Here is a 25,718-nt window from a genome sequence, read left to right on the forward strand (position 1 = left end):
TTTCTGACATCTTTGAAATAACATACACCTTGACCTCCTCCCAATCCCCTAAATGGGATAGGATTCCCATTAAGGAGATTAGGCTTCCCGTTTCAACATGGTGTGACTTACCAGGATATAGGGATTACCCCTAAATATCTTGGCAGTGGTCTCCCACTCCACGGGCTTTAATTCGGACCGGTCCAGCCCTACTGCTTTTAACATATTACTACTTTTATTATACACATTCATCACCAGACTAACTTAAGCCATTCATCACAATCCCATAAATGGGATGTGCTTTCTGGCTTGTTTTTTTGTAATGTGTCATGACCTGCTTAGCATAGCCCGGCAGGCTTTTGCCTCTGGCTGAAGTTAATCTATGGATGTGGAGTAGTTGACTTTCCAGCTTCTTGCTTGATTTCCTTAATCCAAAGGGTCAGCGCAAGAAGATCAACATTCCCACCAGAAACAACTGCAACAACCTTTTTGCCTTTCAACGGGAACCTGTTCGACATGAGCGCAGCAACTGTTACAGCTCCAGATGGTTCCACCAGCAGCTTCATCCTTTCAAGTAAGAAAACAACCGCTTTTTTTATCTCCTGTTCTGAAACAAGAAGGATATCGTCCACATATTTTTGAACAACAGGAAAGGTGAGTTTCCCGGGCATAGCTGTCCTTAATCCATCTGCAATGGTGTCTATGGATTTCAGCTCAACAAGATGACCAGCCTTGAAAGAAAGGTACGTACTGTTGCTTTGCTCCGGCTCAACCCCGAAGACTTTCACATTTTTGAGATTTTCTTTAACTGCCACACAGATGCCTGAAATCAAACCACAACCACCACACGGAACCAGGACAGCATCGAATTCGCCAAGCTGTTGGATTAACTCAAGACCTATTGTTCCTTGACCAGCCATTATCCATGGATGATCAAAAGGTGGCACAAAGACTGCTCCACTCTGTCTTGATATCTCGTACGCTCTGTTCAACCTCTGTGTTGATGTCCTGCCACATCGTTCTATTTTTGCACCGTATTCTTCAATCGCAGCGAGCTTTGCCATCGATACATCCTCTGGAACAACAACAGTCACATCAGTACCCAGAATCCTTCCTGCACAGGCAAGAGCCTGTCCGTGATTGCCAGAAGATCCGGTCACCACACCGTGTTTGAGCTCTTCCCTGCTCAGTGACAATAAAAAATTCATCACTCCTCTGAATTTGAAAGAACCACTTTTTTGGAGATTTTCTGCCTTTAAAAACACTTGATTGTTTGAGATCGTATTCAAAGTTTGCGAGGAAAAAACAGGTGTAGTGTGTATCCATCTGAAGATCTTTTGTCTTGCTTGTTCGATATCTGTGAGTGAAATCATGTTATTCCCCCTTGAGAAACTCGATCGTTTTTTGAGCGACCAGCTCCTTTTCTATGTCACTTGTAACAGGATGGGCGCTCTTTTCAAGGACAACTGTTTTGAACTCAGACTTTAAATGTTTTCTTATTACATCCAGAACAGACAATGGCACGGTGTTGTCCTTTTGAGTTACTATCACCAGTGTTTGAGACTCTACTTTTTCTAAACTCTTTATGGCAATCTTTTGTAACTTGTAAAGATGCGCAGCAGGTTTAATGAACAGTTTATTCCAGTACTCCTGAGCAAGTTTATCGAGCGAAGGATCGTCAAAAACCGGTGTCTCTTTTTCTGTGTATTTTGTAAACAGACTCATTAAAGGAGTGAACCTCAATCTCCAGTCTGACACCTTAAAAGCGGGAGCCGCTAAAACAAGCTTTTGAGTTTTAAACAGCGATGCAACAATAGCAGCAAGAAGTCCTCCCATCGAAAGACCAACAACATAAATCTGGTTGCAGAAATTTGTCAGATCAAGATAGGCATCTATAGACCTTCTGAGCCAGTCTCTCCATGTGGTATTCAAAAAATCCCTGTGATCTGTACCATGACCTGGCAGTCGTGGAACAGATACAGTGAATCCTTCATTGAAAAGCTTTTCAGCAAGATAACTCATATCATGCGGACTTCCTGTAAAACCATGGATCAAAAGAACACCTTTGTCGCCATTCACTTTGAAAATCGGCACACATATGGGATCAATCAGGCGAATATCACTGCTGTATATGTTTAAATTCACAATATCACCCTTTGTAAATTATACAACTATAGTATCGTGAGGCTGTGCAGCAAAACAGAATACTCTTTAAAACCACACATCTGAAGCATCATCTTTAGTTCCTGCCCGAAATACACATAATGTTTCTTCGTAAGTGTGTCTTGCTGGTCCACAGCAAAGGTCCAGAACATTTCCACTATGAATGCCAGTAATTTCAATTATTTTCTCCACCTGCTGACTGGCTACTTCAAAACGTTCTGGTGGAAACAACCAGTCATACATGTCTTTCCAAAAATTCTCGTTAACAAACCATTCCACCTTCATCACCCCTTTGAGAATTATTATCGTACAAATTCATTCAGAAAATCTAACCATCCGTTAGGTTGCGTGTAAAAAAGCAATGTTTGTAGATCTTTACCAAAATTAACCAGATCAGCTTTCTTTTCTGGAAAGAAAACACTCAATCCATAAGTTGTCTCAAGGGCACCTTTTATTTTTTTGTAAACGACAGTATTAGCAAGCTCTGAAAGAACATCACTTGCTGCATTGGTCAATTCTGCCTGTGTTTCGTATTCTTTTATATTGCTGGCAAAATCTTCTATGTCAATGAGTAAATTGTAAGGGTATGAACTATCAGCTTTTGTTGATGAATTGCGGTAGTTTAATATTCTAGAGCGAATAGAATTATCTGATAAAGCTTCTTTCAATTTTGATCCTAAATCAGATATAATATCTGTCAAATTTGAAATAAAAGACATATCATAAACACACAGTGATAGTGGTGAAGTATATTTGAGGCTTTCAAAGTATCTATCGACGATCAATTTACTCAAAGTAAATGGATCTGAATTTTGATCTATATCTGACAAAAAACTGTAATCCCAGCCTGAAGAAGGCTCGGTGAAAAACGATGCTATCAGATAATCTGCACAATCTTTCAGTTCATAAGCAACTTCCAATGAACCCATAAGGCATGCATCCATACCAAGGATGTCAAACTTTGGCAGATATTCAAGTACCTGGCGAATCTCACAGATGGCAAGTGCATCGTCTTTTGTGTCATCAAACCCTATGGCTTTTGTAGCGTATTTTGAATCATAAATCCAGACAGAACCGTGGTTCCAGATGACAAGCGCCCGATGATTCGCATTTATCTTTGAAAAACGCTCAATGAAGTTTTTTAAAACCTCTGGATCACCGCTGTTTATGTCTTGTGGAAAAGTTTCTATGTATTTCCATTCACCGTATTCATCCAGTACCAAAAGTTTGTCTATGGACGAGTAACCATCAAACAACGTGAAAACTGCTACTTTTGAATTGGAATTTTTCATCTCTTCAAGATCATAGAGCGCAGCATCTTTAAGATTGTTATCCGCTGCAAGATAGATCAAAAAAACCCAGTCTGGATTTTGAAAATTTATCTTTTTTTGTGCTGAGACTGCTGGTTGATCTTGTATATAAGCTTTAAAAAGAACATCACCCTCTTGCACACAAAAATCGTATGAAAGTTCTTGCAAAGCTATGCCGCCTGAGTTTGTTTTTACAGTAGAAAGTTTTTTCCATGTGCCATCGTAGTATTCAAAGGTTACATCGATATTTTGTACAGGTTTACCTGTGCTGCTCAAAACCTTTGCCTCTACATATCCTGCTCTTCCTATGGTGATTGTTTTTGGGTTCACAGTTATTGTGCATTTACTTATATCCACAGTTGTAAACGACCAGACCGGGCTTTCTTTAATAGCACCTTTTGCATCACTTGCAACTATTTTCCAGTAGTATTTTTTGTTGTATTCTAACCTTGATATATGGTATGAGTTGCTTGAGTAATTTTCCTCAATTAGCTGCAAATTGCCTGAACCCGTTCCAAAATATATATCGTACATCAGGCTATCTCCATCTGGATCAACACATCTCCATGAAAGTATTACATCAACAGAAACATCCACAGCATTGTCTGTCGGATATGGATCTGTCGGTGTGTTTGGAGGATTGTTGTATGAAGAAACACATGAAGATATGAGTAGAATAATAAAGAAAAATATCAATACTGAAAATGCTTTCTTTTTCACATCAATACCTCCATGAAGTTAGTCTGGTTATTATACCACAACATTTTTCCTTTAAATTCTATACCGCGATAGTATACTTGCCATGAAAGTTGTAAAATACTCATGGAGGTGTATCAAGATGAAGGTACGTTATCTTGGACATGCGGCGGTTCTGATTCAGCTCAAAGAGAAAAACTTAATAATCGATCCATTCATAAGTGAAAATCCGTGCTGCCCTGTGAAAGTGCAGGATCTACCCAGAATACACTACATACTGGTTACACATGGTCATGCGGATCATCTTGGAGATACTGTGAAAATAGCAAAAAGTGACGGAGCAACTGTAATTGCAAACTTTGAGCTGTGCAGTTATATATCAAGGCACAATATCGCAACTCACCCCATGCACATTGGAGGAAAATACGTGTTTGAATTCGGTAGTGTTAAATTGACACCTGCACTGCACGGATCTAGCCTGATCGAAAAAGAATTACCAGTTTATGCTGGAAATCCATGCGGCTTTTTGATCGAAACTGAGGGCAAAAAGATATATCACGCGGGAGATACGGGTTTGACAAAAGATATGGAATTACTGCTCAAAGAAAGCATAGACCTTGCATTTCTTCCAATAGGTGGTAATTTCGTGATGGATATTTGGGATGCCGTTGAAGCAGTCAAGATGTTCAGGCCAAAAACAGTCGTTCCGATACATTACAACACATGGGAAATCATAAAGGCAGATCCGGAAAAATTCAAACAGGAAGTTGAGAAGTTACAGATCAGGTGTTTGGTGATGAAACCCGGTGAGACGATTGAACTGTGAGGCGAGAAAGATGCGAAACTTCATCCTTGCAATTGTCCTATTTGGAGCAATGTGTATGGCAGAGATGATATACTACACACCAGCGGAATTTATTTTTCCAGAGGAATCATACCAGTCAATAGGCTCAAGATCTGCGAATTTTCAATACATAATACTCTCAAAATCAGAACAGATTGTTTTGCTTCTCAAAGGTTGGTTGTTTACACCGGTGCAAATCACTGAAGTAAAGCCGTTCAAAGTCAAAATTGTTGCGGAAAATTTCGACAGCGAGATAGAACTGCCGGCCAAAAAAAGCGGAATCTACACCTATATGATCCAGCATCTTTTGATTCTACCAAGACAGGTAAATAAAATCATTGTAGGTGGATATGAGATATCTTTTGCCGATATTTCGTACAGAACCAAATCAGCAAAGGGGAACGAAACGGCTTCACTTGATGTGTTGAACCACCAAATGATACCAGTCCAGACTTTCAAGGCAGGAGAAAAAATTGTGATTATGATATCCGCTGGCAGGAAAAACACCGGTGGTTATGAAGTAGTCGTGGACCGTGTTGATATAATCAACAAGACAATACAGATAAAGGCTCATGTGGAATCTCCTTCGCCTTCAACCCCCGTCATACAGGTCATAACTTACCCAGCCGTGATCGTCGAAATCGACGAGCCTCTTCAGCCCGGCGATTACACTGTAGTCTGTACGCTTTTTGACCGTGAAGAACTCAATCTGTCTGCAGAGTTTGAAATTTTTTGAACTTTGATTGAAACAAAGCCTAAAAGCATTTGATAACATTAAAGAGTATCTTCTAACTGAAGAGGCGATATTCTGTGCTGATTTACGGTATAGATTTTGAGGAAGGAAAGATTTTTCAAAAAAAAGACAACTACGAGCTTGTTTTTTCGTCTGAAGATATCATATTCGGTAAGATATTTCGTGCCAAATTCAAAGGCTCCGGCACAGTAGAAGCTTTCAAAATCAATATACCTGATGCGGAATATTTCGATAGTCTGTGCATCGCTGGCAACGGTTTGCTTGTAGGTTTTCTCAGTCGTAGTGGTGCAGATATCAAAATTGATAAAAAAGGTAACGAATTCACTGGATACATTGAAATTTCACAAAACACAGAACATTTCATCGATCTTGATGCTTTTGTAGTTTTGCACGGCTATGACAAATATCTTTTGTTCAAAGAATACACAAAACTCGTATCATTGGAAAACAAAATCGAAGGTGTTACAAAACCTTACAGTGCCTTGATGGTGCAAAATGATGAAGTAAGTGAGATAATAAAAGAAGCAAAACAAAAAAATCTCCAGGTGCTGTTGCTTAAAAATTTAGATAATGCAGGAAATTTTGTGCAAATGTGCAAAAACAACGGGTTCTTAGCAGGAGCCGTTGTAGAGTCTGGCGATTCAAATCTCATTAAACTCAAAGAAACGGGTTTTGAGTTCTTCCAGATTAACTTCAGACAGGACAAAAGAGAAGATGTACGGTTAATAAGAAAGATATTGAAAGATTCAATCTTCGTTGCAAAAGGCATATCGTTGCTGAATGCGGCTGGTCTGGTAGATGGTCTGATCGTAGAAAAAAACAAAACGTTGAAAGACCTGGCGAGAACGAGTTTTATGCAGAAAATTGTGAGACTGTACCTTGAAATGAATAACAGCAACAGAGAAATGCTTGATTTGTGTCAGATTTTCAACTTTGGTGTGATTTTCCACGAAAACTCTAAAAAGATAGAGTATGCAGACATGTATAAGTTCGAAAAAATCGGCGATCAAGGTTTTGAAGTCTCCTATCTTGATAAAAACAGGATTTTAAAGAGATTACTCGTATCTGGGGAAAAAATCCAGACTGAAATTGAATCTTTTGCTCATTTGAAAAAGGAATTGAAGATTCGTTCAGATGGAAGATCATTTTATTTCTACCGTGAAGGGTGAGAAGGTTGCTTGAACTCAGACACAACCCACTGACCGATGAATGGATTATTGTCTCTGCAGAAACTCAAAAAAGACCAGTACAGCCATCACAACAGAGCTGTCCAATATGTGTTGGTGGTCTTGAACTTCCTGAGGATTACGATCTTGTCAGTTTTGAAAACAGATTCCCTGCATTGAAAAAAGACCCACCGCAGATCGATGAGGATGATTTTTACAAAAAATCAAGGTCTTTTGGCATCTGCGAGGTCGTTGTCTACACAAAAGATCACAATACAGCCCTGCCGGGGATGCCATTAAAGCAAATAGAAAAACTGGTTGAGATGTGGATAGATAGAACCATTGAATTGTCAAAACACGATTTTGTCAAATACATCTTCATCTTCGAGAACAGAGGCAAAGAAGTCGGTGCAAGTCTCCCACATCCACACGGTCAGATCTATGCCTTTCCTTTTCTACCAAAGAGAATTCTGGCTAAGATTGAAGCAATGAAAAAGTGGTACGCCCAAAAAAGACAGTGTGTGATATGTCAGATAGTTGAAAATGAGCTCATGAAAAAAGAAAGAATAGTCCATGAAACAGAATCTTTCATAACTCTTGTGCCGTTTTATGCGAGATTTCCCTTTGAAGTTCACATCTATCCCAAGCGGCATGTAAGTGCTATTTTCGAGTTTTCTTCTAAAGAAAGAAAAGAATTTGCAAGTATTTTGAAAGTTGTCACAGCAAAATACGACAAACTCTTTGATCAAGAATTTCCATACATGATGATGTTTTTCCAAAAGCCATTCAACTGTGAGTCTGAGAATGATCTATTTCATTTCCACGTTGAGTTCAATCCCCCAAAGAGAGACAAAGACAAAATCAAATGGATGGCAAGCGTTGAAACCGGTACATGGGCTTTCATAAATCCTGTTATACCAGAACAGGCAGCAAAGATGCTCAGGGATATAAACGTGGAGGCGATTTAATGGCGAAGTTCAGAGCACCCGGCAGGGTGAATATAATAGGTGAGCACACAGATTACAACGATGGTTTTGTTCTACCTTTTGCAATAGATAAATACGTTGAAGTTGAGATTAAACCCAGTAATGAATATGTTTTCACATCATACACGATGAATGAGACGGTTTCACTCAAAAAATTTCAAAAACTCGGCAAGTGGACGGACTACATCATGGGAGTCATATGGGCTATTGAGCAAGAAGGCTTCAAAACAGAACCAGTCCAGATCAATGTTTTCTCAAATCTTCCCATTGGAGCGGGGCTTTCAAGTTCAGCTGCACTGGAAATAGCTACTGCCTATGGAATAAGTGAAGTTTTTGATTTGAAACTGGACAAAATGAAACTTGTAGAAGTTGGAGTGAAAGCGGAAAGAGAATTTGTTGGCGTTAGATGTGGTGTGATGGACCAGTTCACGGCGGTTTTTGCCAAAAAAGACCATGCGATTTTCCTTGATACCTTTAATCTGAGTTATGAATATGTCCCGCTGGACTTGGATGGTTTTGAATTTGCTCTGATCGATTCGAACACAAAACACGAACTATCTTCGTCCGAATATAACAAAAGGCGTGAAGAGTGTGAGAAGGTATTAAAGACAGTGAATAAAAAATCTTTCAGAGAGCTGAATTACGATGATCTTGTAAAACTCGACCCGCTGTTGAGAAAAAGGGCAAGACACGTGCTCGATGAGAATAAGCGCGTTTCACTTGCAGTGAGAGCACTTAAAAATTCAGAAATTTTTCTGCTTGGGAACATTTTATACGAATCACACGTGAGCTTGAGAGATCTTTACGAGGTTTCCTGTGACGAAACTGATTTCATAGTCGGCTTTCTCAAAGGAGAACTTGGAATATCTGGAGCCAGGATGGTCGGAGGGGGGTTTGGAGGCAGTATTCTTGTGCTCGCTAAAAAAGGTCGTATTGATGAAATCTTTCCACAACTGGAAAGGTCTTACTTTAAAAGGTTCGGCAAAAAGCCTGAACTGCTCAAAATCAAAAGCGATGATGGGGTACATAAGGTGATCGAATGAAGAAAACATCTTCTGATTGGTTGAAAAATGAAATAATAAGATACATAGTCAGGATGGGACTAAGACCATCTGATAGGCTTCCTTCAGAGCGAGAGTTTGCTCAGATCTTTCAGGTGAGCAGAACGACCGTTCGTGAAGCAATCAAGAAACTGGAGGAAAAGGGTGTCGTAAAAGTAAAAGCTCCCAAGGGGATTTTTGTAGCAAGCGATTTGCACGAATTGTCTTTTGAAACTTCCTTTTCGGTGAAGTTTTCTCCAACAAGAGAATTCATAATAGATCTTTTGAGAGTTAGGGGGGCTATGGAAGAGCTTGCCGTTGAATTGACTGTTCAGAATTCATCTGAAGATATTCTTCTCAAAACCGTTGACGAGCTGAAAAATCTCGATCTTGTCGATCCAGATCAGGACATGAAGTTCCACAAGAGATTTTTTGAAATGTCTGGTAATGCCGTATTGATGAAATTTTTTGAAGCCTTTTATGATCTTCTCAGTGCGATCTGGCATCCACCGTTTGTCGAAAGAACATTTGGTAGGGCAAGCTTACCCTACCACCTGGAACTGTTAGATGCCGTAGCCAAAAAAGATGTTTCAAAAGCCAAGCATATAGTCCGAATGATCATCGAGATGGATATCAAGGTTTTGCTTTCCTCATAGCTTGAAAAGCGTTTTCTAAATCCTGGATCAGTAGATCGGGATTTTCTAAACCTATGTGAAGTCGTATGATCTTATTTTTTTCAGTCAGACCATCTCTGTTTGTCGCCGCGTAAGGCATGACAAGACTCTCATACCCTCCCCAGCTGACGGCTCTTCTGAACACCTTCAGTGCATCTGTAAAGGCAATTATGTCTTCTAAACTCTTTGCCCTGAGTTTGATACTGAACAGACCGCTACCACCCTTCATCTGTTTTTTAGCGAGCTCGTACTGAGGATGTTTGAAATAAAATGGGTAGAATATTTCCTCAACTTCGGGAACTGTTTGAAGATATTCTATGACTTTCAAAGTGTTTTCCATGTGTTTTTGCATTCTGATGTGGATCGTACGCAAACCGCGCAACAGCAACCATGATTCAAACGGTCCTATCGTTGCACCGATGTTCATGAACTCGGTGTTGAAAATGTGCCTTATGTCTTCTTTTCTGCCAGCCACTACCCCGGCAACCACATCGCTGTGACCGCCGATGTATTTACTGGCTGAATGGACGATCAGATCTATCCCAAGTTCAGCGGGATTTTGAAATACCGGAGTTGCCCAGGTGTTGTCTATCACGGTTTTTATGTTGTTTTTCCTTGCAAAATCTGCAATACAAGCCAGATCTTGCAGTTGGAATGTGAAGGTTGTAGGACTTTCAAGGAAAAAGAGCTTCGTGTTGGCTTTTGTGTTTTGTGTGAAGTCCTTCAAATCCGTTCCCTCGACAAATGTGACTTCAACGCCAAACCTTTTCAGATACTGTGAAAAGAGTTTATTTGTCCATCCGTAGGCATCCTTTACACAGATCACGTGGTCGTTGCTTTTCAAAAACGCCATTGTTGCTGCACTGATTGCCGCGATGCCAGAGGCAAATAGTTTTGCATCTTCGGTTTTTTCAAGCGCTGCGATTTTTCTTTCCAGCACTTCAACCGTTGGATTCTTTCCCCTGCTGTAAAGATGTGCTTCGAACTCGTTCAATAGTGAGCTTTGAAATTCTTCAAAATTTTTGAAAGAAAAGATGGATGTTTCGTATATTGGCACACTGACAGGACTGTATGAAAAACCTTCCTCTGCGTAACTGTGGAGAATCTGAGTTATATCCATGTAGTTTTCCTCCTCTCATTCCTTTACTGCGCCTTGTGTCAATCCCTGGACAATGTATTTTTGAGCGAAGGCGAAGATCAGCATAGCGGGCAGCAGAGCAATCAATACTCCTGCAGCCATGGCACCCCAATCTATATCTGCCTTGCCGACAAAAGAATTCAAACCGACGGGAATGGTTTTTTTAGACTCACTGTTCAACAACATAATCGCAAGGAACAATTCGTTCCAGCAATTCACAAAAGCAAAACAAAAGGTTGCCGCAAGACCAGGTGCAGTAACCGGGAAGACCACTTTGAAAAGCATCTGGAGTTTTCTGCATCCATCTATCAAAGCGGCTTCTTCAATGCTCTCTGGTATCCTCTGGAAAAAGCCTTTCATCATAATCGATGAAAAAGGCACCATCATGCCACTATAGAGAAAAATCAGCACAAGGAGATTGTCAACCAAACCTAACGGTCCAAACATAACGTATATCGAGGACATGAGCATGAAACCCGGGATGATTTGCGTCATGAACAAAAGAAAAAACAGCAATTTGTTGGTCGAAAACTGTTTTCTTGCCAGCACATATCCACTAAAAGAAGCAACGATCAAAGCCACCAATGCTGAAAGCAGTGAAACGATGGTGCTGTTGAGAATGTATTTTGCAAAATTCAAAGATCTCAAAAGGTATTTATAATTATCAAAAGTGATGTGTCTTGGCCAGTAGGTTACAGGATAAGTGTACATTTCCGTTGGACCTTTAAGTGAAGTGATAAGAGTCCAGTAAAGTGGAAAGATCGCACACACTAAGAAGATACCCAAGGCTATTACCTTTAAAACAGCAATCAGTCTTTTCATCAAAACCCACCCTCAACACGACTGAATTTCAGATAAAAGTATGAATAAATTACAAGGATTAGCATTATGATGACACCAATTGCACTAGCTACACCGTAGTTGTATTCGTTGTAAACTTTACTTATTAAAAGAGTGGAGAGGATGTGTGAACTACCAGCAGGTCCGCCATTTGTCATCGAAAAAATGATGTCTGGAAAATTGACGATCCAGATAAATCTGATCAGCAATGTATTTATCATCACCGGTTTCACATACGGGATGGTTATGCTGGCAAATTGTCTGAGTGCATTTGCTCCGTCTATTTTAGCTGCCTCATACAATTCCTGTGGTACAGACTGAAGGGCAGCAAGTAGCATGATGGCAAAAAATGGTATTCCATACCATACATTCGCAACAATGGCTGAATACAACGCATAATGTGGATCTGAAAGAAATGCAATTCTTTCCTTTATCAGACCAGCCTTCAAAAGAAGATCATTTATCACACCAGCAGAACCATGAAACATCCACCGCCATTGAAGACCTATGACAAAGCCAGAAACAGCCCAGGGATAAAAAACAAGCGCTGTGTATATACCTCTACCTCTGAAAGGTTTTCTCAACAGCAAAGCTAATGAAAAACCGAGTGTAAACTGCAAAACAAGTGAAAGTAAAACCCAGACCACGGTGTTCTGCAGTGCTTGAATAAAAATTGGATCTTCAAAAGCATCGATGAAATTTTTAAAACCAACGAATTTTTTTGTCAGTAAGTACATATTGTAATCCTGAAAAGCCATGAAGACTGATCTAATTGCTGGCAGAAAAATCACAAATACTATAAACAGTAAGCTCGGTAAGATCATGAAAAAGATGAATTTTCTATCCTTAGCCATCGAATATTTCTCTCCTCAAAATGGGGGCAGACAGCCCCCATTTAAATCACTTTATACCATATTCCTTTTTCCAGAAGTCAGCCCATTCTTTTACCGCTTGGTACAAATCTTTCTTTCCCAGGATGATGTTCTGTATATCGTTCTTGTGCTTTTCCGCGTATGCCGGAAAACCTGACATATGTACAGGTCTTTCGTAAAAGACGTATTTATCAGGGTTGGTGAGTTCTTCGTACCATGCTCTGTAAGGACCTGTTGAATAATACGGATCTGCAAAAGCTGATTTGCAGTTTGGGAGTGTACCGTTTAACTGAGAAAACCTTGCATTTACTTCAGGGGAGGACAAAAATTTCACAAGCTCCCAAGCCTCGTTTTTATACTTTGAATAAGAAGCTATACCCCAGCCTGCATTTCCATAATCAAGATATACCTTTCCGTATGGACCAACTGGCATAGGTGCTACACCATAGAGGTTTGGATCGCCAAGTCTTCTTTCAACTATTGGGACTGTATCTGGATCCTGAATCAAGAAAGGTGTCATACCAGAAACGAACCCGTTGACCTGTTCTGCCCAACCCCAGTTCAAAGAGTCTTTTGGTGAGCAGTCGTTGTAGAGTTTTATCCACATCTTCAGACCTTCTATCGCACCGGGTGTGTCGTGGTACGGTACTCCATCTGTTGTCAAATAACCTCTATCTGGTCTTGGGTCGATATTTGGCACATAAGACATTATCACTATTTCAGAGAAAGAATGCTCGCTTGCTCCACCTCTGAAAGCAAAGCCGTATTTTCCCTCTGATGGAGAAGTCAATTTCTTGGCATACTCGTACAATTCCTGCATCGTTTTCGGGACTGGTATATTGTTCTTTTCAAGGATGTCTTTTCTGTAGAACAGTGCTTTGATGAAAAAACCGTACGGGATGTAGTAAACTTTTCCTTCTACCTTTGTTGCTGCCGTTTTCGTGAGATCGAGAAGATCGTTCCAGCCATCCCATTGCTTAACAAACTCGGTGAGATCCAGTAAGTTCTTGTTGTTCACGTGAATTGCAAGGAAATTGTCGCGTACTTCAAAAACATCGACCTTTTGCTTCGTGTTAAGCATCATGATGAGTTTTTGATCGGAACTCTCATACGGTGGAGAGATCAGTTCAACTTTGATCCCAGGGTGTGTCGCTTCAAATTCGTCAAGGATCTGCCTCAAAAGTTCAGTGCGAGCAGGACTTGTTATTGTTTCAACCATGGTGAGAGTGATTGCCCCGAAAGTCATAATTGCCATTGCTGCAATCAGCAATACTGCCAAAAAAAGCCGCTTCATGGTTTCACCTCCCGGTCTTTGGTACTATGATCATACCATGATGCCATAGATTATGTCAAATCTGGTGATTTTTGTGCAATCAAGAGAGTTTAAGATCTGCATTTACAGCAAGATACTCAACGTTCAAGTTGTTAAAACTGCTTGGACGAATGATCATTTGTTCAACATTTTCAGCATCTTCTATAAAATAAATTGAAGTTGAAAAAGTATTCAGTTTTTGTGTAAAGAAAAAGGCAGTATTGAAGAATACTCATAGAAATAGACAAAACATTTGTGCTATCCAAGATGTGCAGCAAATAAAGAGGTTATAAAAGACATCTTTCAACAAAGAGATGAAAGATCATTATAGAACTTGACTGCTTTCTCTTTCAATGAGCTCAATATCGAGGACAACCTGAACGGGTTGGGTTCGTTTTTCGATTAATCTCTCATATAAAAGATCGAAAGCGATCATACCTTCTTTGTATTTGTCAATTCTCACAGTAGTGAGAGATGGGTTAACAAATGACGCGTATGATATATCATCATAGCCAACAACTGCAACATCTTGAGGAACTTTTTTGTCAAGAGCTTTGAGTGCCTTAAGAGCTGCTATGGCAAAAACATCGTTGAAGCAAAACACGGCATCGTAATCCATGTCTTTGAGTTCTAATATTTTGTTGAAACACGACTCATACCCTTCTTCTATCTGTACCATAAAATAAGGTTGCAGTCCGGATTCTTCCAGCGCCTTTTTATAACCAAGATATCTCATTTTCGCCACAGATTTGTACATATAGGCATTTATCATCAAAATCCTTTGCCTTCCTTTTTCAATCAAGTGCTTAGTGGCTAAATAACCACCTTTCAAATCGTCCGAGTAAACTTCATCAAATTGTGAGTTTTCGAAATGAACCCCCAGTACTACAAAAGGGTAATTTAAATTGATCAAATGTTCGATATCTTTCCTATCAAATTGAGTTGGAGAAATTATTATTCCATCTACTCGCTTTTCTATGAGAGTCTCAACTGCCTGAATCTCTCTTATGTAATCTTTTTCGGTGTTCATCAATATAACCTGATAACCATACTTTCTTGCCTGGTGTTCCACGCCTTTAAAAACTTCCGCGTAAAACGGGTTTGAACTGTCTTCAAAAACAACTCCAATGGTTTTCGTCACACCGTTTTTCAGTGATAGAGCACTCAGGTCTTTTATATAGCCAAGTTCCTTGGCTATTTCTAGGATTTTTTTCTTTGTCTGTGGGCTTATATCAGGCTTGTCGTTGAGAGCTCGGGAAACTGTGTTAACAGACACACCGGCTTTTATGGCAATATCTTTTATTGTGACAAATTTTTTCACTTGAGAACCTCCTTGAAAGCTATTCTACTCTTTTACACTTCCCAAGGTTAAGCCTTCTATGAAATATCTTTGAAATAAAAGAAATACACCGATCGGGACAACAGCAGCCAGAAGAGCGCCAGCGGCTATAACATTCCAACTGGAGATCCACTGACCTTGCAGTGCGGTTAATCCGAGGGTGACCGTTTTTTTACTATCGCTCTGAATGAGTATGAGTGACCACAGATAATCGTTCCATATCCAGGTGAACTCCAAAATTGACAAAGCGGCTATTGCAGGCTTAACAAGTGGCATGATTATCCTTGAGTATATCCTGAAGGCATTTGCACCATCTATTCTGGCAGCCTCAAATATACTCACCGGGATAGTTATCATGAAATTTCTGAGAAAGAATGTGCAAAAACCTATCTGAAAAGCCGCATGAAAGAGTATCAACCCCCATAGAGTATCGTAAAGTCCCGTAGACACAGAGAATTTGTACACAGGTATCAAAAGCATCTGAAAAGGTATAAGCATCCCTGCAACAAAAATCAAAAGAATAGCAGTCCTCAGTTTGAATTTATACCACGACAGGGCAAATGCACTCAAACTTGATAAAAACAGAGTCAAAATCACTGACGCTGCTGTTACAAAAAAAGTGTTTATAAAATACCTTCCCATATTTCCTTCAATCCAGGCTGTTTTGAAATTGTCAAAAGTCCAAGATTTTGGAACAGACCAAAAATTTCTGAGCATGAATATCTCATCCATTGTTTTAAACCCAGTGAAAATGGCTACTAAGAAAGGAATCAACCACAAAACAACGATGAAAGTTGAGAAGACATAAAAGATTACAGCTTTGACAGATTTCTTCACTGGTGTTCCTCCCTTTTGAGAACATTTATCAAATACAAGAGGATAAAACCAAGCGTTATGAAAAACTGAACCACCGCTATAGATGCTCCATAGCCCATCCTGTAGTTGTGAAAAGCCTGGATATACATGTAATTAGCCATCACACTTGAAGAATAATAAGGACCACCGCGTGTCATGACGAAAACTATATCAAATGATCTCAACGAATCTATGATGTTAACAGTCACAGCGATAATTAATGCCGGTCTCAACGCCGGTAATATAACATACCAGAATCTTTGAAAAGCATTTGCACCATCAACGACGGCTGCCTCAACCAATTCGCTCGAGACGTTTTTCAATCCCGCTAAAAACAGGACCATCGCGTAAGGTATCTGTCTCCACAAAGCGGCAGCTATAAGTGAGTAAGTCACGATTTTTGGATCACTCAACCACGGTTTTGCCAGTTTACTCAAACCGATGAAATTCAAAAATGCGTTGACAACACCACCGGTTGGTTCTAACACCCAGGACCATATCTGACCAATAACAACAAAAGACAGAGCCATCGGTAGATAAACAAGAGATTTGAATATTTTATGCCCGGCGAACTTCTGATCCATCAGGATAGCAAAAAGCAGTCCCAGTGGTATAGAAAGAATAACAAAACCTACCATCCACTTTATGTTGTTCAAAAGCGACAAACCAAAATATTTATCATTGACAAGCCTTTTGAAGTTTTCTAAACCGACAAATCTCATCTGTGTCATGCCGTCCCATTTGGTGAAGGAAACTACGAAAGTCTGTAAAATGGGAAAGATAACCCAGATGGAATACATCAAAAATGGTACTGCGAGGAATAAATATGGCGTGATACTTTTTCGCATCACATACCTCCAGAAAACCCGTGGGGAGCTCCCACGGGTAATGTCATTTGATTCCTTGACCTCCTCCCAATCCCCTAAATGGGATAGGATTCCCATTAAGGAGATTAGGCTTCCCGTTTCAACATGGTGTGACTTACCAGGATATAGGGATTACCCCTAAATATCTTGGCAGTGGTCTCCCACTCCACGGGCTTTAATTCGGACCGGTCCAGCCCTACTGCTTTTAACATGTTACTACTTTTATTATACACATTCATCACCAGAATAACTTAAGCCATTCATCACAATCCCATAAATGGGATGTGCTTTCTGGCTTGTTTTTTTGTAAATTCTCTTTCTCTCAGCTTCCAAATTATTGAGAATAGAATTTATCTTGCCTGGATTTTGTAGAAATTCTATAAATGCGTTCATTCCAACTTCAGCCATCTCTGGATTGGTATCTCTGTCGTAAAATTGCGAAACGCCTGCAGAAGCAAGTATCATGTCAAGCCCTTTTCTGGCATGCTCATCAGGTGGAGCAACTTCAACATTTGCAGCAAGCCTTCCAAGATCCTTGGCAAATTTCTCTTGTGCTTCCTTAGAAGCAATGAATTTCAAAAATTCTATTGCACCTTTTTTGTTTGGAGCATTGGCTGGAATCATGAAGCCATCAATAGGTGTTTCTTCATAAAGTGGCACGGAAGGATCGATAATAGGAAATCTGAAAAAGTCAAGATCATTTTTCACTTCTTCTGGTGCTACGTCTTTTATGAATTGCCCCATGTAGTACATACCTGCTTGACCTCTGAAAAGAAAAGTGGCACCTTCCTGCCATTCATAAGATGTGTGATTGGGCAGTAAATAACCATTATCCACAAGCTTTTTCCAGTATTCGAACACTTTTGCAAGTTTTGGATCATTGTACGGGACTTTACCAGCTGTAAGATCAATGTGATAATCAAGACCGTTGATTCTCAGGTTCAAGATATCAAACCAGCCAGCCGCAGTCCATGGGAATTTGCTGCCAATTGCAATTGGTACTATTCCATTTTTCTTCAAGGTTTCGCAAACCTGCAGAAATTCGTCCCATGTTTTGGGTTCTTTTATGCCATATTTTTCAAAGACAGACTTTCTGTAATAAACTCCCCACCAGTACCAGCTTTGAGGTATAAAGTAGATCTTACCGTTGTAAGAGCAAGTGCTTTTGAAAGAAGCAGGAAAATAATTTTCCCAAGACGATCCTGCAAACACTTCTTCTACAGGTGCGATCAAGTTCATTTCAGCGAAATACCTCATACGCTCACCGGCAAACCACGTTACTACGTCAGCTGTTCCTTTCGGAGCGGCAAGCCATGTTCTCAAAAGCGTCTTGAAGTCTTCGTGGGCAAAAGTGTTCACAGTAACTTCGTACTCTGGGTATTTTTCCTGGAAGATCTTTACAAGCTCAGCGAAAGCTTTTCTTGGAGCGGGGTCTGACATATAGCTGTTGATGACTATTTTTTCTTTTGCAAAAGCAAAAAGTGCGAATGATGCCAGAAGCAGGAAAATCAAAACTCTTTTCACCTGAAACACCTCCCCTTGATTTATAACGGTAACGTTACCGATGAATAAGATACACACCTTTTTGCATTTTTGTCAAGTACTGTTATCATCTCATAAACAATCTTCTGACAGGATTATCAGTCAAAATTGGCGGATATTTGATTGATTTTTAATATTACTCATGATTACTGCGTATTACGCTTAAAAGGACTTTGATGGTCTTTAAAGTTACTGCACCGTAAACAAAAGATGGTTTGCAAAGATACATTAAAAGTGTAAGATTTTTAATGTACTCTCGCACAAAACACACTGATAAAGGTGATATATCTGAATAGAGATCTTACTCAAGGTAGTCTAACTAAAAACCTTTTTTATATGGCACTGCCCACGATGGGCGGTTTTGCTTTGCAGGGACTGTACGATATCGTCGATATGTTCTGGATAGGCAGAATATCGGCAAAAGCAATTGCCGGTGTTACGGTTTTTTCCACTATTTTCTGGCTGGTTGAGGTCTTGAATGAAATAATAGGAATGAGTTCGACCTCGTTGATTTCCCAGAATTACGGAGCAAAGGATTATGAGCGCACAAACAGAGTGATCGAACAAACCATAGTTTTTAAAATTTTTGTCGCGTTGATTGCCTCTGCAATTTTGATTGTCTTTCTTAAACCATTGATGAGTATTTTCAGTAAGGATCCAGAGGTTATCAAAGCAGGAATCGATTATGGGTACTGGAGAAGTTTTTTCATGCCCATATTCTTTGCAACATATTCAACCTACACGGCGCAGAGAATGACAGGCGAATCAAGATTGCCGATGATAATAATGGGCACGAGTGCTGTTTTGAATGTCGTACTCGATCCAATTTTTATGTTCGATAGAGTCCCGTTTTTCAACATCAAGGGTTTTAATATGAAGGTCAGTGGTGCCGCTATAGCTACCGTCATATCGACTTTTGTTGCGTTCCTTTGGGGATTTGCAGTTCTATTGAAAGGTAGAGGCAAAATAAAGATAACACTATCTGGTTTGTTCAAATTGAACAGAAAAATAGATCTCAAGCTGCTGACGATAGGTTTACCGAGTGGTATTGAAATGCTCATGAGAAGTGGATCAAGTGCAATCTTGACGAAAATTCTCGGCATCTATGGCTCTTCAACACTTGCCGTTGTGGGTGTTGTCAGCAGGCTAATGGGTCTTGCGTTTATACCGTTGATGGGTTTTTCAATGGGCGCAAGTGCAATTGTCGGACAGAACCTTGGAGCAAACAAGATACAGAGAGCTGAAAATACGGTACTGCTGGCGGCTTTATATGGTTCGTTATTCGTACTTATCTTTGTGATCATTGCCAATTTCTATCCCCAAGTCGTTATGAGTTTCTTCGTCCATGAAAAAGAAGTCATACAGGAAGGAGTTTCTGCCGTTCGAATTGGTTCATGGTCGATGTTGATTGCAGCTTTGTCAGTATCGCTAATGAGTGGTTTTTTTGGTGCAGGCTACACATTGCCAGCCATGTTTTCGAGCATTGTTGGAAGATGGTTCGTACAGCTTCCTTATGTGATAATCGTCGTGCTGTTTCTAAAACTTCCAACTGTTTACATCTGGTTTTCATTTATAGTCGCCGAGTTAGCTGAATTGATCTACGCCTTTGTCGTATTTTCAAAAGGTAAATGGAAACAGTACAGAGTCAAGTAATCATCCTCAACTGAATTTGATTAACTATCCTCAGCCACAAAACATTAAGATGTTTTATAATTGGATTGTTCTTTCAGAAAATAGTACGGGAGGGCAAAATTGTGCAATACAGAGAGTTTGGAAAAGCAAGGACATCTCTTTTGGGGTTTGGAGCAATGAGACTTCCTGTTTTGAATAGCGATGAATCTCAAATAGATGAAGAAAAGGCAATAGAGATGATCAGATATTCTGTTGATCATGGAGTGAACTATGTCGACACTGCGTATTCTTATCACAGGGGAAACAGTGAAAAAGTTGTTGGAAGGGCACTTGAAGATGGATACAGGGAAAAAGTCTTTCTTGCCACAAAATCTCCTGTCTGGCAGGTGGAAAGATTTGAAGATTTCGAAAGATTTCTGGATGAACAGTTAAAAAAACTTCAAACTGACCATATAGATATGTATCTCATGCACGCACTTAACAAGGAAAGGTGGCAAAAAATAATAGATTTGAGGTTTTTTGAATTTTTCAAGAAGGCAAAAGACCAGGGAAAAATAAGGTTTGCTGGTTTTTCTTTCCACGATAAATACCCCGTTTTCAAAGAAATTGTGGATAGTTACGATTGGGATTTCTGCCAGATTCAACTCAACTATATGGATATCAACTATCAGGCTGGATTGATGGGACTTATGTATGCTTCTTCCAAAGGACTGCCAGTTGTGATAATGGAACCTCTTAAAGGTGGAAAACTTGCAAAACTTCCAGATAAAGTTGTGAATATTCTGAAAAGAAGTGGAAGAAATTGGTCTGCTGTGGAGTGGAGTTTGAGATGGCTTGGAAACTTCCCACAAGTGTCAGTCATTCTGAGTGGAATGAGCACTCCAGAGCAGGTGAAGGAAAACATAGAGATAGTGAACCAGATAACACCGAACAACCTGACACAAGATGATTTAAAATTAATTGATGAGGTGAGAAAAACCTTAGAATCTTTTGCAGCAGTCAATTGTACAGAATGTGGTTACTGTATGCCATGTCCGAATGGTGTGAACATCCCCGGAAATTTCAGACTGTATAACGAAACAATCATGTTTGAAGATGTAGAAGGAGGAAGGCAGACGTATAGATGGTTCGAAAGTCAAAAAATGTCGGCGGCTTTTTGCATAGAATGTGGTGAATGTCTCAGTAAATGTCCTCAAAAACTCCAAATTCCTTCACTTCTCAAAAAAGTTCACAGCGAGTTTGTGAAAAATGACAAAAAACAATCACTTTGACAGATGTTCCATGGAAGGCAGCCTGAGCTGCTAAGCATCCGGGAAATTAAAAGTGTCAGTGAACTTGCCTGTCAAAATCAAATGTGCTAAAATAAATTTGCTGTCAGGTATTAAAGGTGATTTATAATTAATTGTGGATTTGGTATGGTGGGAGAACAGGAGAAAGCCATATCTCAATATGAGGTATGGCTTTTAATCTTTTATGGGAGGTGTATCTATGCGAAGAGCGGTTGGATGGCTGTTGTTGTCGTTACTCATCATCTTCACAGGTTCTTTGATCGCTTTTCTTGTCCAGACAAATTTTGCAACAGTCAAAGTCAAGGAAGTGAGAATTGCCAGTTCAGACGGAAAGATTCTCAGTGCACTTTTGTTTATTCCAAAAGGGGTATCAGCCGAAAAACCGGCACCTGCTGTTTTAACAATGCACGGGTATATCAACTCAAGAGAAACTCAGAGTGGTTTTAACATCGAATTTGCCCGTCGAGGTTATGTCGTTCTGGCTATGGATATGGCAGGGCACGGATATTCTGAACAAATAAAAGGTGGAGTGGCAAATCCATCAAGAGGAGCAGACACAGGTCTTCTGTACCTTGCAAGCCTGCCGTTTGTGGACAAAAACAATATAGCCGTAGAAGGTCACTCGATGGGCGGATGGTCTGTTTTGAGTGCTGCCGGTAAATACCCCGAACTGGTCAAAACAGTAATACTTGAAGGCTCTTCTTCGGAAACCTATGGGGCTCCAAAAGTCACACCAGAATCAAAATTCAACTTTGCTGTTGTATTCAGTAAATACGATGAATTCAGCCAGCTGATGTGGGGAGTGAAGGTACCTTCAGATATCGTCAAGACAGAAAAATTAAAAACTGCTTTTGGGACAACAGAAGACGTTGTTGTCGGAAAGCTCTACGGTTCTTTTGAAAATGAGTCAGCCCGAAAACTGTACATACCAAAGTGTACTCATCCGGGGGATCATCTTTCAACAGAAGCCATAGGGTATGCAATAGAATTTTTGCAAGATTCTATAACTCCACCAAAATTCATAGATCCAAGTAATCAAATCTGGCAATGGAAAGAATTCGGCACGTTGCTCGGATTGATTGGTGGCATTATGTTCATGATGAGCTATGGTGTTTGCATGTTAAAAACAGGATATTTCTCATCGCTTAATGGAAAACCTGCCATGTTCCAGACAAAAGGTACTGTGTGGGACAAGATAATCTGGTGGATAGGTTTTGCACTTGTCACTTCCATTCCTGCCATGACTTTCTTCAAATTTCAACAGCCCGGCGGAAAAAGCCCTGTACCTACATCTTTCTGGCCACAAAGTCTGACAATTGGTTTTGCAAGGTGGGCGACATTCAACGCTCTCATTGCAATCTGTTTGTTTGTAGTGTGGCATTTTGTCTATCACAGAAAAATAGGTGGAAACATTGTCACGTACGGTTTAGCCACAGATGTTCAAAACAAAAAATTCAGTCTGAAACAATTATGGAAAGCTTTTGCTCTTGCTGTTTGTATAGTTTTTGCCACACACATAGTACTGTCAATGGTTCAGTGGGCTTTCAAAGTTGATTTTCGCTGGTGGGTTATTGCCCTCAAACCGATGGATTTCTCAAGATTCTTGATATTTTTGAGATACCTTCCTCCATTTGCGCTTTTTGCGTTTGTCAATGCTCTTGTTCTCAACGGACAATTGAAAGCAAAGCAGTTTAAAAATGAATCGATTTCAACCATCACCTGGATGGTATCTTCAGCACTTGCCAACTGTCTTGGAATAGCTGTACTCGTTGCACTGCAGCTTGGAAAACTTTACACCACGCAGACACTGTTCTTCCCAACCCAGTCATTGCTTGGTATAGTTGCCTATCAGTTTGTCTTTCTCACTGCTATTGTAGGAGCTATTTCATCGTTTTTCTACAGAAGAACTGGTAGCATATATGTTGGAGCTTTTGTTAATAGTCTGTTCGTCACCTGGTACATCATAGCTGGCCAGGCAATACAATTTGTTTCATAAGGGGGTTTTTGAGGTGGCTGAGAGGTATATTCTCGCACTTGATCAGGGAACAACCAGTTCAAGAGCGATAATCTTCGATCAAAGCGGTAAAGTTGTGCACATGGTTAACCAGGAATTTGCGCAGATATACCCAAGACCGGGATGGGTAGAACACGATCCGATGGATATTCTTGAGTCACAGATAAGTGTGGCAAAAAAAGCCTTGAGAAATGCTTCGATAGAACCAGAACAGATCGCAGCAATCGGTGTAACCAATCAAAGAGAAACGACTATACTGTGGGACAAAAAAACCGGTAGACCAGTCTACAACGCAATAGTATGGCAGTGCAGAAGAACGGCAAATATCTGTGATGAGCTCAAAAGTAAGGGTTATGCCCAGAAGATAAGAGAAAAAACAGGTCTTGTGATCGATGCTTACTTCTCAGCCACCAAATTGAAATGGCTTTTGGACAATGTAGAAGGGGCAAGGGAAAAAGCCAGAAAAGGTGAATTGCTCTTCGGTACTGTCGATAGCTGGCTCATATGGAATTTGACAGGCGGAAAGGTTCACGTGACAGATTATTCAAATGCGTCAAGAACGATGCTTTTTAATATTAACACTCTCGATTGGGATCAGGAACTACTTGAACTGTTCGACATACCAAAGTCTGTTCTGCCAGAAGTCAGACCATCGAGCTGCATATACGGTTACACGAGTGAAGAAATTTTTACAAAGAGGATACCAATTTCTGGCGACGCAGGAGATCAGCAGGCGGCACTGTTTGGACAGATCTGCTGTGAGCCGGGCATGGTGAAAAACACCTACGGTACGGGATGTTTCATACTCATGAATACGGGTGAAACACCCATCTATTCCAAATCTGGTCTTTTGACAACCATTGCCTGGGGCTTGGAAGAAAAGAAAGTCTTTTATGCACTTGAAGGCAGTGTCTTTGTGGCAGGAGCCGCTATTCAATGGCTCAGAGATGGTATCAAATTGATCGAAAAAGCTTCAGATACAGAATATCTTGCCTCAACTGTTCCAGATTCTGCCGGCGTCTATTTTGTCCCTGCCTTTGTTGGACTTGGAGCACCTTACTGGGACATGTACGCGCGCGGGACGATCGTGGGTATAACCAGAGGTACTCTGAAAGAACACATCGTCCGTGCTACTCTTGAGTCCATAGCTTACCAGACAAGAGATGTTGTTGAGGTCATGTCAAACGAATCAAAAATCGATCTTCGTTCACTCAGAGTTGATGGTGGCGCATCTGTGAACAATTTTTTGATGCAGTTTCAATCGGATATCCTTGGAGTTGCCGTCGAAAGACCAAAAGTGAGTGAAACCACAGCACTTGGAGCCGCATATCTTGCTGGACTGGCTACGGGTTACTGGCAGGATCATGAAGAGATAAAAAAACAGTGGCAGATCGACAGAAGATTCGAACCAAAGATGAGTTATGAGCAAAGAGAAAAACTTTATTCTGGCTGGAAAAAAGCAGTTCAAAGATCAGCCGGGTGGGCTGAAGAATGATGAATTATTTTGGATTTCCAGTAGTTCCAGCCATTAGAGAAGATACTCAGATACAGAAGGTTCTTTTGAGCAAAGCAACATCTGTGTTTTTGCTCACAGGAGATATCATGGAACTTGGTCAGATCATACAACTTTTGCACAACAGTGGAAAGTATGTCTTTGTTCACATCGATCTGGTTAAGGGACTTGGAAAGGACGAAGCTGCGCTGAAGTTTCTCAAGGTTCAGCTCAAAGCAGATGGTGTCATAACGACAAAGGGTAATCTGGTGAGCTATGCACAGAAGATAAATCTTGTTCCAATTCAGAGAATATTCCTGCTTGATTCTCAGTCTCTCATCACAGGTATTCAGCAGGCAAAATCGCACAAACCTGATTACATAGAAGTTCTTCCGGGTCTTCTGCCGGATCTTATAAAACAAATAAGAGACGAAACAGGAATACCGGTTATCACCGGTGGTCTTGTCAAAACCATCGAACAGGTTAGAGAAGCTCTTTATAAAGGAGCAACAGCAGTTTCAACCAGCCAAGAATCTTTATGGAACATCTCGATTTGAATCTTTCAAAACAGTTCTTGTCGCAACTACATCAACACCGGTATCAAAAACATTTTTCAAAATAACGTCCCCAGCTTTGACGGGGGCGTTTATTTCAATCTCTCTGAGTTTTTTCATCAACTGCGGGATGTATTTTTTCGGGATCGGTTTTGAAGTTTTAACTGATACGAGTGGATAATTCCCTCCAACAACTTTGACGCTCGTTGGAACAACTCTCTTTGGTTCTTTGAGTTCATCTTCAAGGTATGCAATACCTCTTGGACACCTGTTGCCTTCGACTTTCACTATCTTTCCGTCCAATAGCTCATATTTTATCTTGCACCCAACGGGACATTGCACACAAACAACTCTGTCCATT

General features: G+C 40.3%; 24 protein-coding genes. 11 read left to right on the forward strand and 13 right to left on the reverse strand.

All coding sequences use genetic code 11. The features are described 5' to 3' along the window. Window positions 1-359: 359 nt before the first annotated feature. From AC4E92_RS05200 to AC4E92_RS05215, 4 genes are all read right to left on the reverse strand, one after another. A complete protein-coding gene (locus tag AC4E92_RS05200) occupies window positions 360-1,352 on the reverse strand; it encodes a threonine ammonia-lyase (protein ID WP_490239535.1) in 993 nt (330 codons plus the stop codon). 1 nt (window position 1,353) lies between these two features. Further along, entirely contained in the window at window positions 1,354-2,124 is a 771-nt protein-coding gene (locus tag AC4E92_RS05205) for an alpha/beta hydrolase (RefSeq protein WP_490239536.1), read from the reverse strand. 66 nt (window positions 2,125-2,190) lie between these two features. Next, window positions 2,191-2,421 (reverse strand): hypothetical protein, encoded by a 231-nt coding sequence (locus AC4E92_RS05210; protein WP_490239537.1) that lies wholly within the window; start codon window positions 2,419-2,421, stop codon window positions 2,191-2,193. Window positions 2,422-2,444: 23 nt separating this feature from the next. Continuing rightward, on the reverse strand, window positions 2,445-4,172 hold the full coding sequence (locus AC4E92_RS05215) for a clostripain-related cysteine peptidase (RefSeq protein ID WP_490239538.1): 1,728 nt from the start codon (window positions 4,170-4,172) through the stop codon (window positions 2,445-2,447). Window positions 4,173-4,290: 118 nt separating this feature from the next. Between AC4E92_RS05215 and AC4E92_RS05220 the strand changes: the two genes are divergently transcribed. The 6 genes from AC4E92_RS05220 (at window position 4,291) to AC4E92_RS05245 (ending at window position 9,594) form a co-directional block, all read left to right on the forward strand. Then, a complete protein-coding gene (locus tag AC4E92_RS05220; RefSeq protein WP_490239539.1) occupies window positions 4,291-4,974 on the forward strand; it encodes a metal-dependent hydrolase in 684 nt (227 codons plus the stop codon). Between the two features lie 10 nt (window positions 4,975-4,984). Then, on the forward strand, window positions 4,985-5,728 hold the full coding sequence (locus AC4E92_RS05225; protein WP_490239540.1) for a protease complex subunit PrcB family protein: 744 nt from the start codon (window positions 4,985-4,987) through the stop codon (window positions 5,726-5,728). A 74-nt stretch (window positions 5,729-5,802) separates the two neighbouring features. Next, a complete protein-coding gene (locus tag AC4E92_RS05230; RefSeq protein WP_490239541.1) occupies window positions 5,803-6,915 on the forward strand; it encodes a hypothetical protein in 1,113 nt (370 codons plus the stop codon). 5 nt (window positions 6,916-6,920) lie between these two features. Then, window positions 6,921-7,880, forward strand: a complete 960-nt coding sequence (gene galT, locus AC4E92_RS05235) for a galactose-1-phosphate uridylyltransferase (protein WP_490239542.1) — start codon at window positions 6,921-6,923, stop codon at window positions 7,878-7,880. Then, the gene (locus AC4E92_RS05240) at window positions 7,880-8,941 is read left to right on the forward strand and encodes a galactokinase (RefSeq protein WP_490239543.1); all 1,062 of its coding nucleotides are present in this window, start codon (window positions 7,880-7,882) and stop codon (window positions 8,939-8,941) included. The genes galT and AC4E92_RS05240 overlap by 1 nt, the downstream gene beginning before the upstream one ends. Further along, the gene (locus tag AC4E92_RS05245) at window positions 8,938-9,594 is read left to right on the forward strand and encodes a FadR/GntR family transcriptional regulator (protein ID WP_490239544.1); all 657 of its coding nucleotides are present in this window, start codon (window positions 8,938-8,940) and stop codon (window positions 9,592-9,594) included. The genes AC4E92_RS05240 and AC4E92_RS05245 overlap by 4 nt, the downstream gene beginning before the upstream one ends. Here the strand turns inward: AC4E92_RS05245 and aar are convergent. The 8 genes from aar to AC4E92_RS05285 all read right to left on the reverse strand — a co-directional run bounded on the left by aar (window position 9,572) and on the right by AC4E92_RS05285 (window position 18,358). Beyond that, window positions 9,572-10,732, reverse strand: a complete 1,161-nt coding sequence (gene aar, locus AC4E92_RS05250) for a bifunctional L-alanine/L-glutamate racemase (protein WP_490239545.1) — start codon at window positions 10,730-10,732, stop codon at window positions 9,572-9,574. The genes AC4E92_RS05245 and aar overlap by 23 nt on opposite strands. A 15-nt stretch (window positions 10,733-10,747) precedes the next feature. Then, window positions 10,748-11,572 (reverse strand): carbohydrate ABC transporter permease, encoded by an 825-nt coding sequence (locus tag AC4E92_RS05255; RefSeq protein ID WP_490239546.1) that lies wholly within the window; start codon window positions 11,570-11,572, stop codon window positions 10,748-10,750. Then, window positions 11,572-12,444: a carbohydrate ABC transporter permease gene (locus tag AC4E92_RS05260; protein ID WP_490239547.1), complete on the reverse strand. Its 873-nt coding sequence runs from the start codon at window positions 12,442-12,444 to the stop codon at window positions 11,572-11,574. Before AC4E92_RS05260 ends, AC4E92_RS05255 begins: the two co-directional genes overlap by 1 nt. A 46-nt stretch (window positions 12,445-12,490) precedes the next feature. After that, the gene (locus tag AC4E92_RS05265; RefSeq protein WP_490239548.1) at window positions 12,491-13,756 is read right to left on the reverse strand and encodes an ABC transporter substrate-binding protein; all 1,266 of its coding nucleotides are present in this window, start codon (window positions 13,754-13,756) and stop codon (window positions 12,491-12,493) included. Window positions 13,757-14,099: 343 nt separating this feature from the next. Beyond that, window positions 14,100-15,095, reverse strand: a complete 996-nt coding sequence (locus AC4E92_RS05270) for a LacI family DNA-binding transcriptional regulator (RefSeq protein WP_490239549.1) — start codon at window positions 15,093-15,095, stop codon at window positions 14,100-14,102. Between the two features lie 24 nt (window positions 15,096-15,119). Next, entirely contained in the window at window positions 15,120-15,950 is an 831-nt protein-coding gene (locus AC4E92_RS05275) for a carbohydrate ABC transporter permease (RefSeq protein ID WP_490239550.1), read from the reverse strand. Then, entirely contained in the window at window positions 15,947-16,816 is an 870-nt protein-coding gene (locus tag AC4E92_RS05280) for a carbohydrate ABC transporter permease (protein ID WP_490239551.1), read from the reverse strand. The genes AC4E92_RS05275 and AC4E92_RS05280 overlap by 4 nt, the downstream gene beginning before the upstream one ends. Window positions 16,817-17,059: 243 nt before the next feature. Beyond that, window positions 17,060-18,358, reverse strand: coding sequence for an ABC transporter substrate-binding protein (locus tag AC4E92_RS05285; RefSeq protein ID WP_490239552.1), 1,299 nt, complete (start codon window positions 18,356-18,358; stop codon window positions 17,060-17,062). Window positions 18,359-18,712: 354 nt separating this feature from the next. Here AC4E92_RS05285 and AC4E92_RS05290 point away from each other — a divergent pair, with 354 nt between their 5' ends. From AC4E92_RS05290 to AC4E92_RS05310, 5 genes are all read left to right on the forward strand, one after another. Then, entirely contained in the window at window positions 18,713-20,029 is a 1,317-nt protein-coding gene (locus AC4E92_RS05290) for an MATE family efflux transporter (RefSeq protein WP_490239553.1), read from the forward strand. Between the two features lie 101 nt (window positions 20,030-20,130). Beyond that, window positions 20,131-21,279, forward strand: a complete 1,149-nt coding sequence (locus AC4E92_RS05295; RefSeq protein WP_490239554.1) for an aldo/keto reductase — start codon at window positions 20,131-20,133, stop codon at window positions 21,277-21,279. 217 nt (window positions 21,280-21,496) lie between these two features. After that, a complete protein-coding gene (locus AC4E92_RS05300; protein ID WP_490239555.1) occupies window positions 21,497-23,293 on the forward strand; it encodes an alpha/beta hydrolase family protein in 1,797 nt (598 codons plus the stop codon). Between the two features lie 13 nt (window positions 23,294-23,306). Continuing rightward, window positions 23,307-24,806 (forward strand): glycerol kinase GlpK, encoded by a 1,500-nt coding sequence (gene glpK / locus AC4E92_RS05305; RefSeq protein WP_490239556.1) that lies wholly within the window; start codon window positions 23,307-23,309, stop codon window positions 24,804-24,806. Beyond that, window positions 24,803-25,360: a glycerol-3-phosphate responsive antiterminator gene (locus tag AC4E92_RS05310; protein WP_490239557.1), complete on the forward strand. Its 558-nt coding sequence runs from the start codon at window positions 24,803-24,805 to the stop codon at window positions 25,358-25,360. Before glpK ends, AC4E92_RS05310 begins: the two co-directional genes overlap by 4 nt. Here AC4E92_RS05310 and AC4E92_RS05315 read toward each other — a convergent pair. Continuing rightward, window positions 25,340-25,717 carry a DUF1667 domain-containing protein gene (locus tag AC4E92_RS05315; protein ID WP_490239558.1) on the reverse strand — a complete coding sequence of 126 codons (378 nt, stop codon included), beginning with the start codon at window positions 25,715-25,717 and terminating at the stop codon, window positions 25,340-25,342. The two genes, AC4E92_RS05310 and AC4E92_RS05315, sit on opposite strands and share 21 nt — an antisense overlap. Window position 25,718: the final 1 nt, after the last annotated feature.

The sequence above is a fragment of the Pseudothermotoga sp. genome, from assembly GCF_031962025.1.
Lineage (GTDB): Bacteria > Thermotogota > Thermotogae > Thermotogales > DSM-5069 > Pseudothermotoga_B.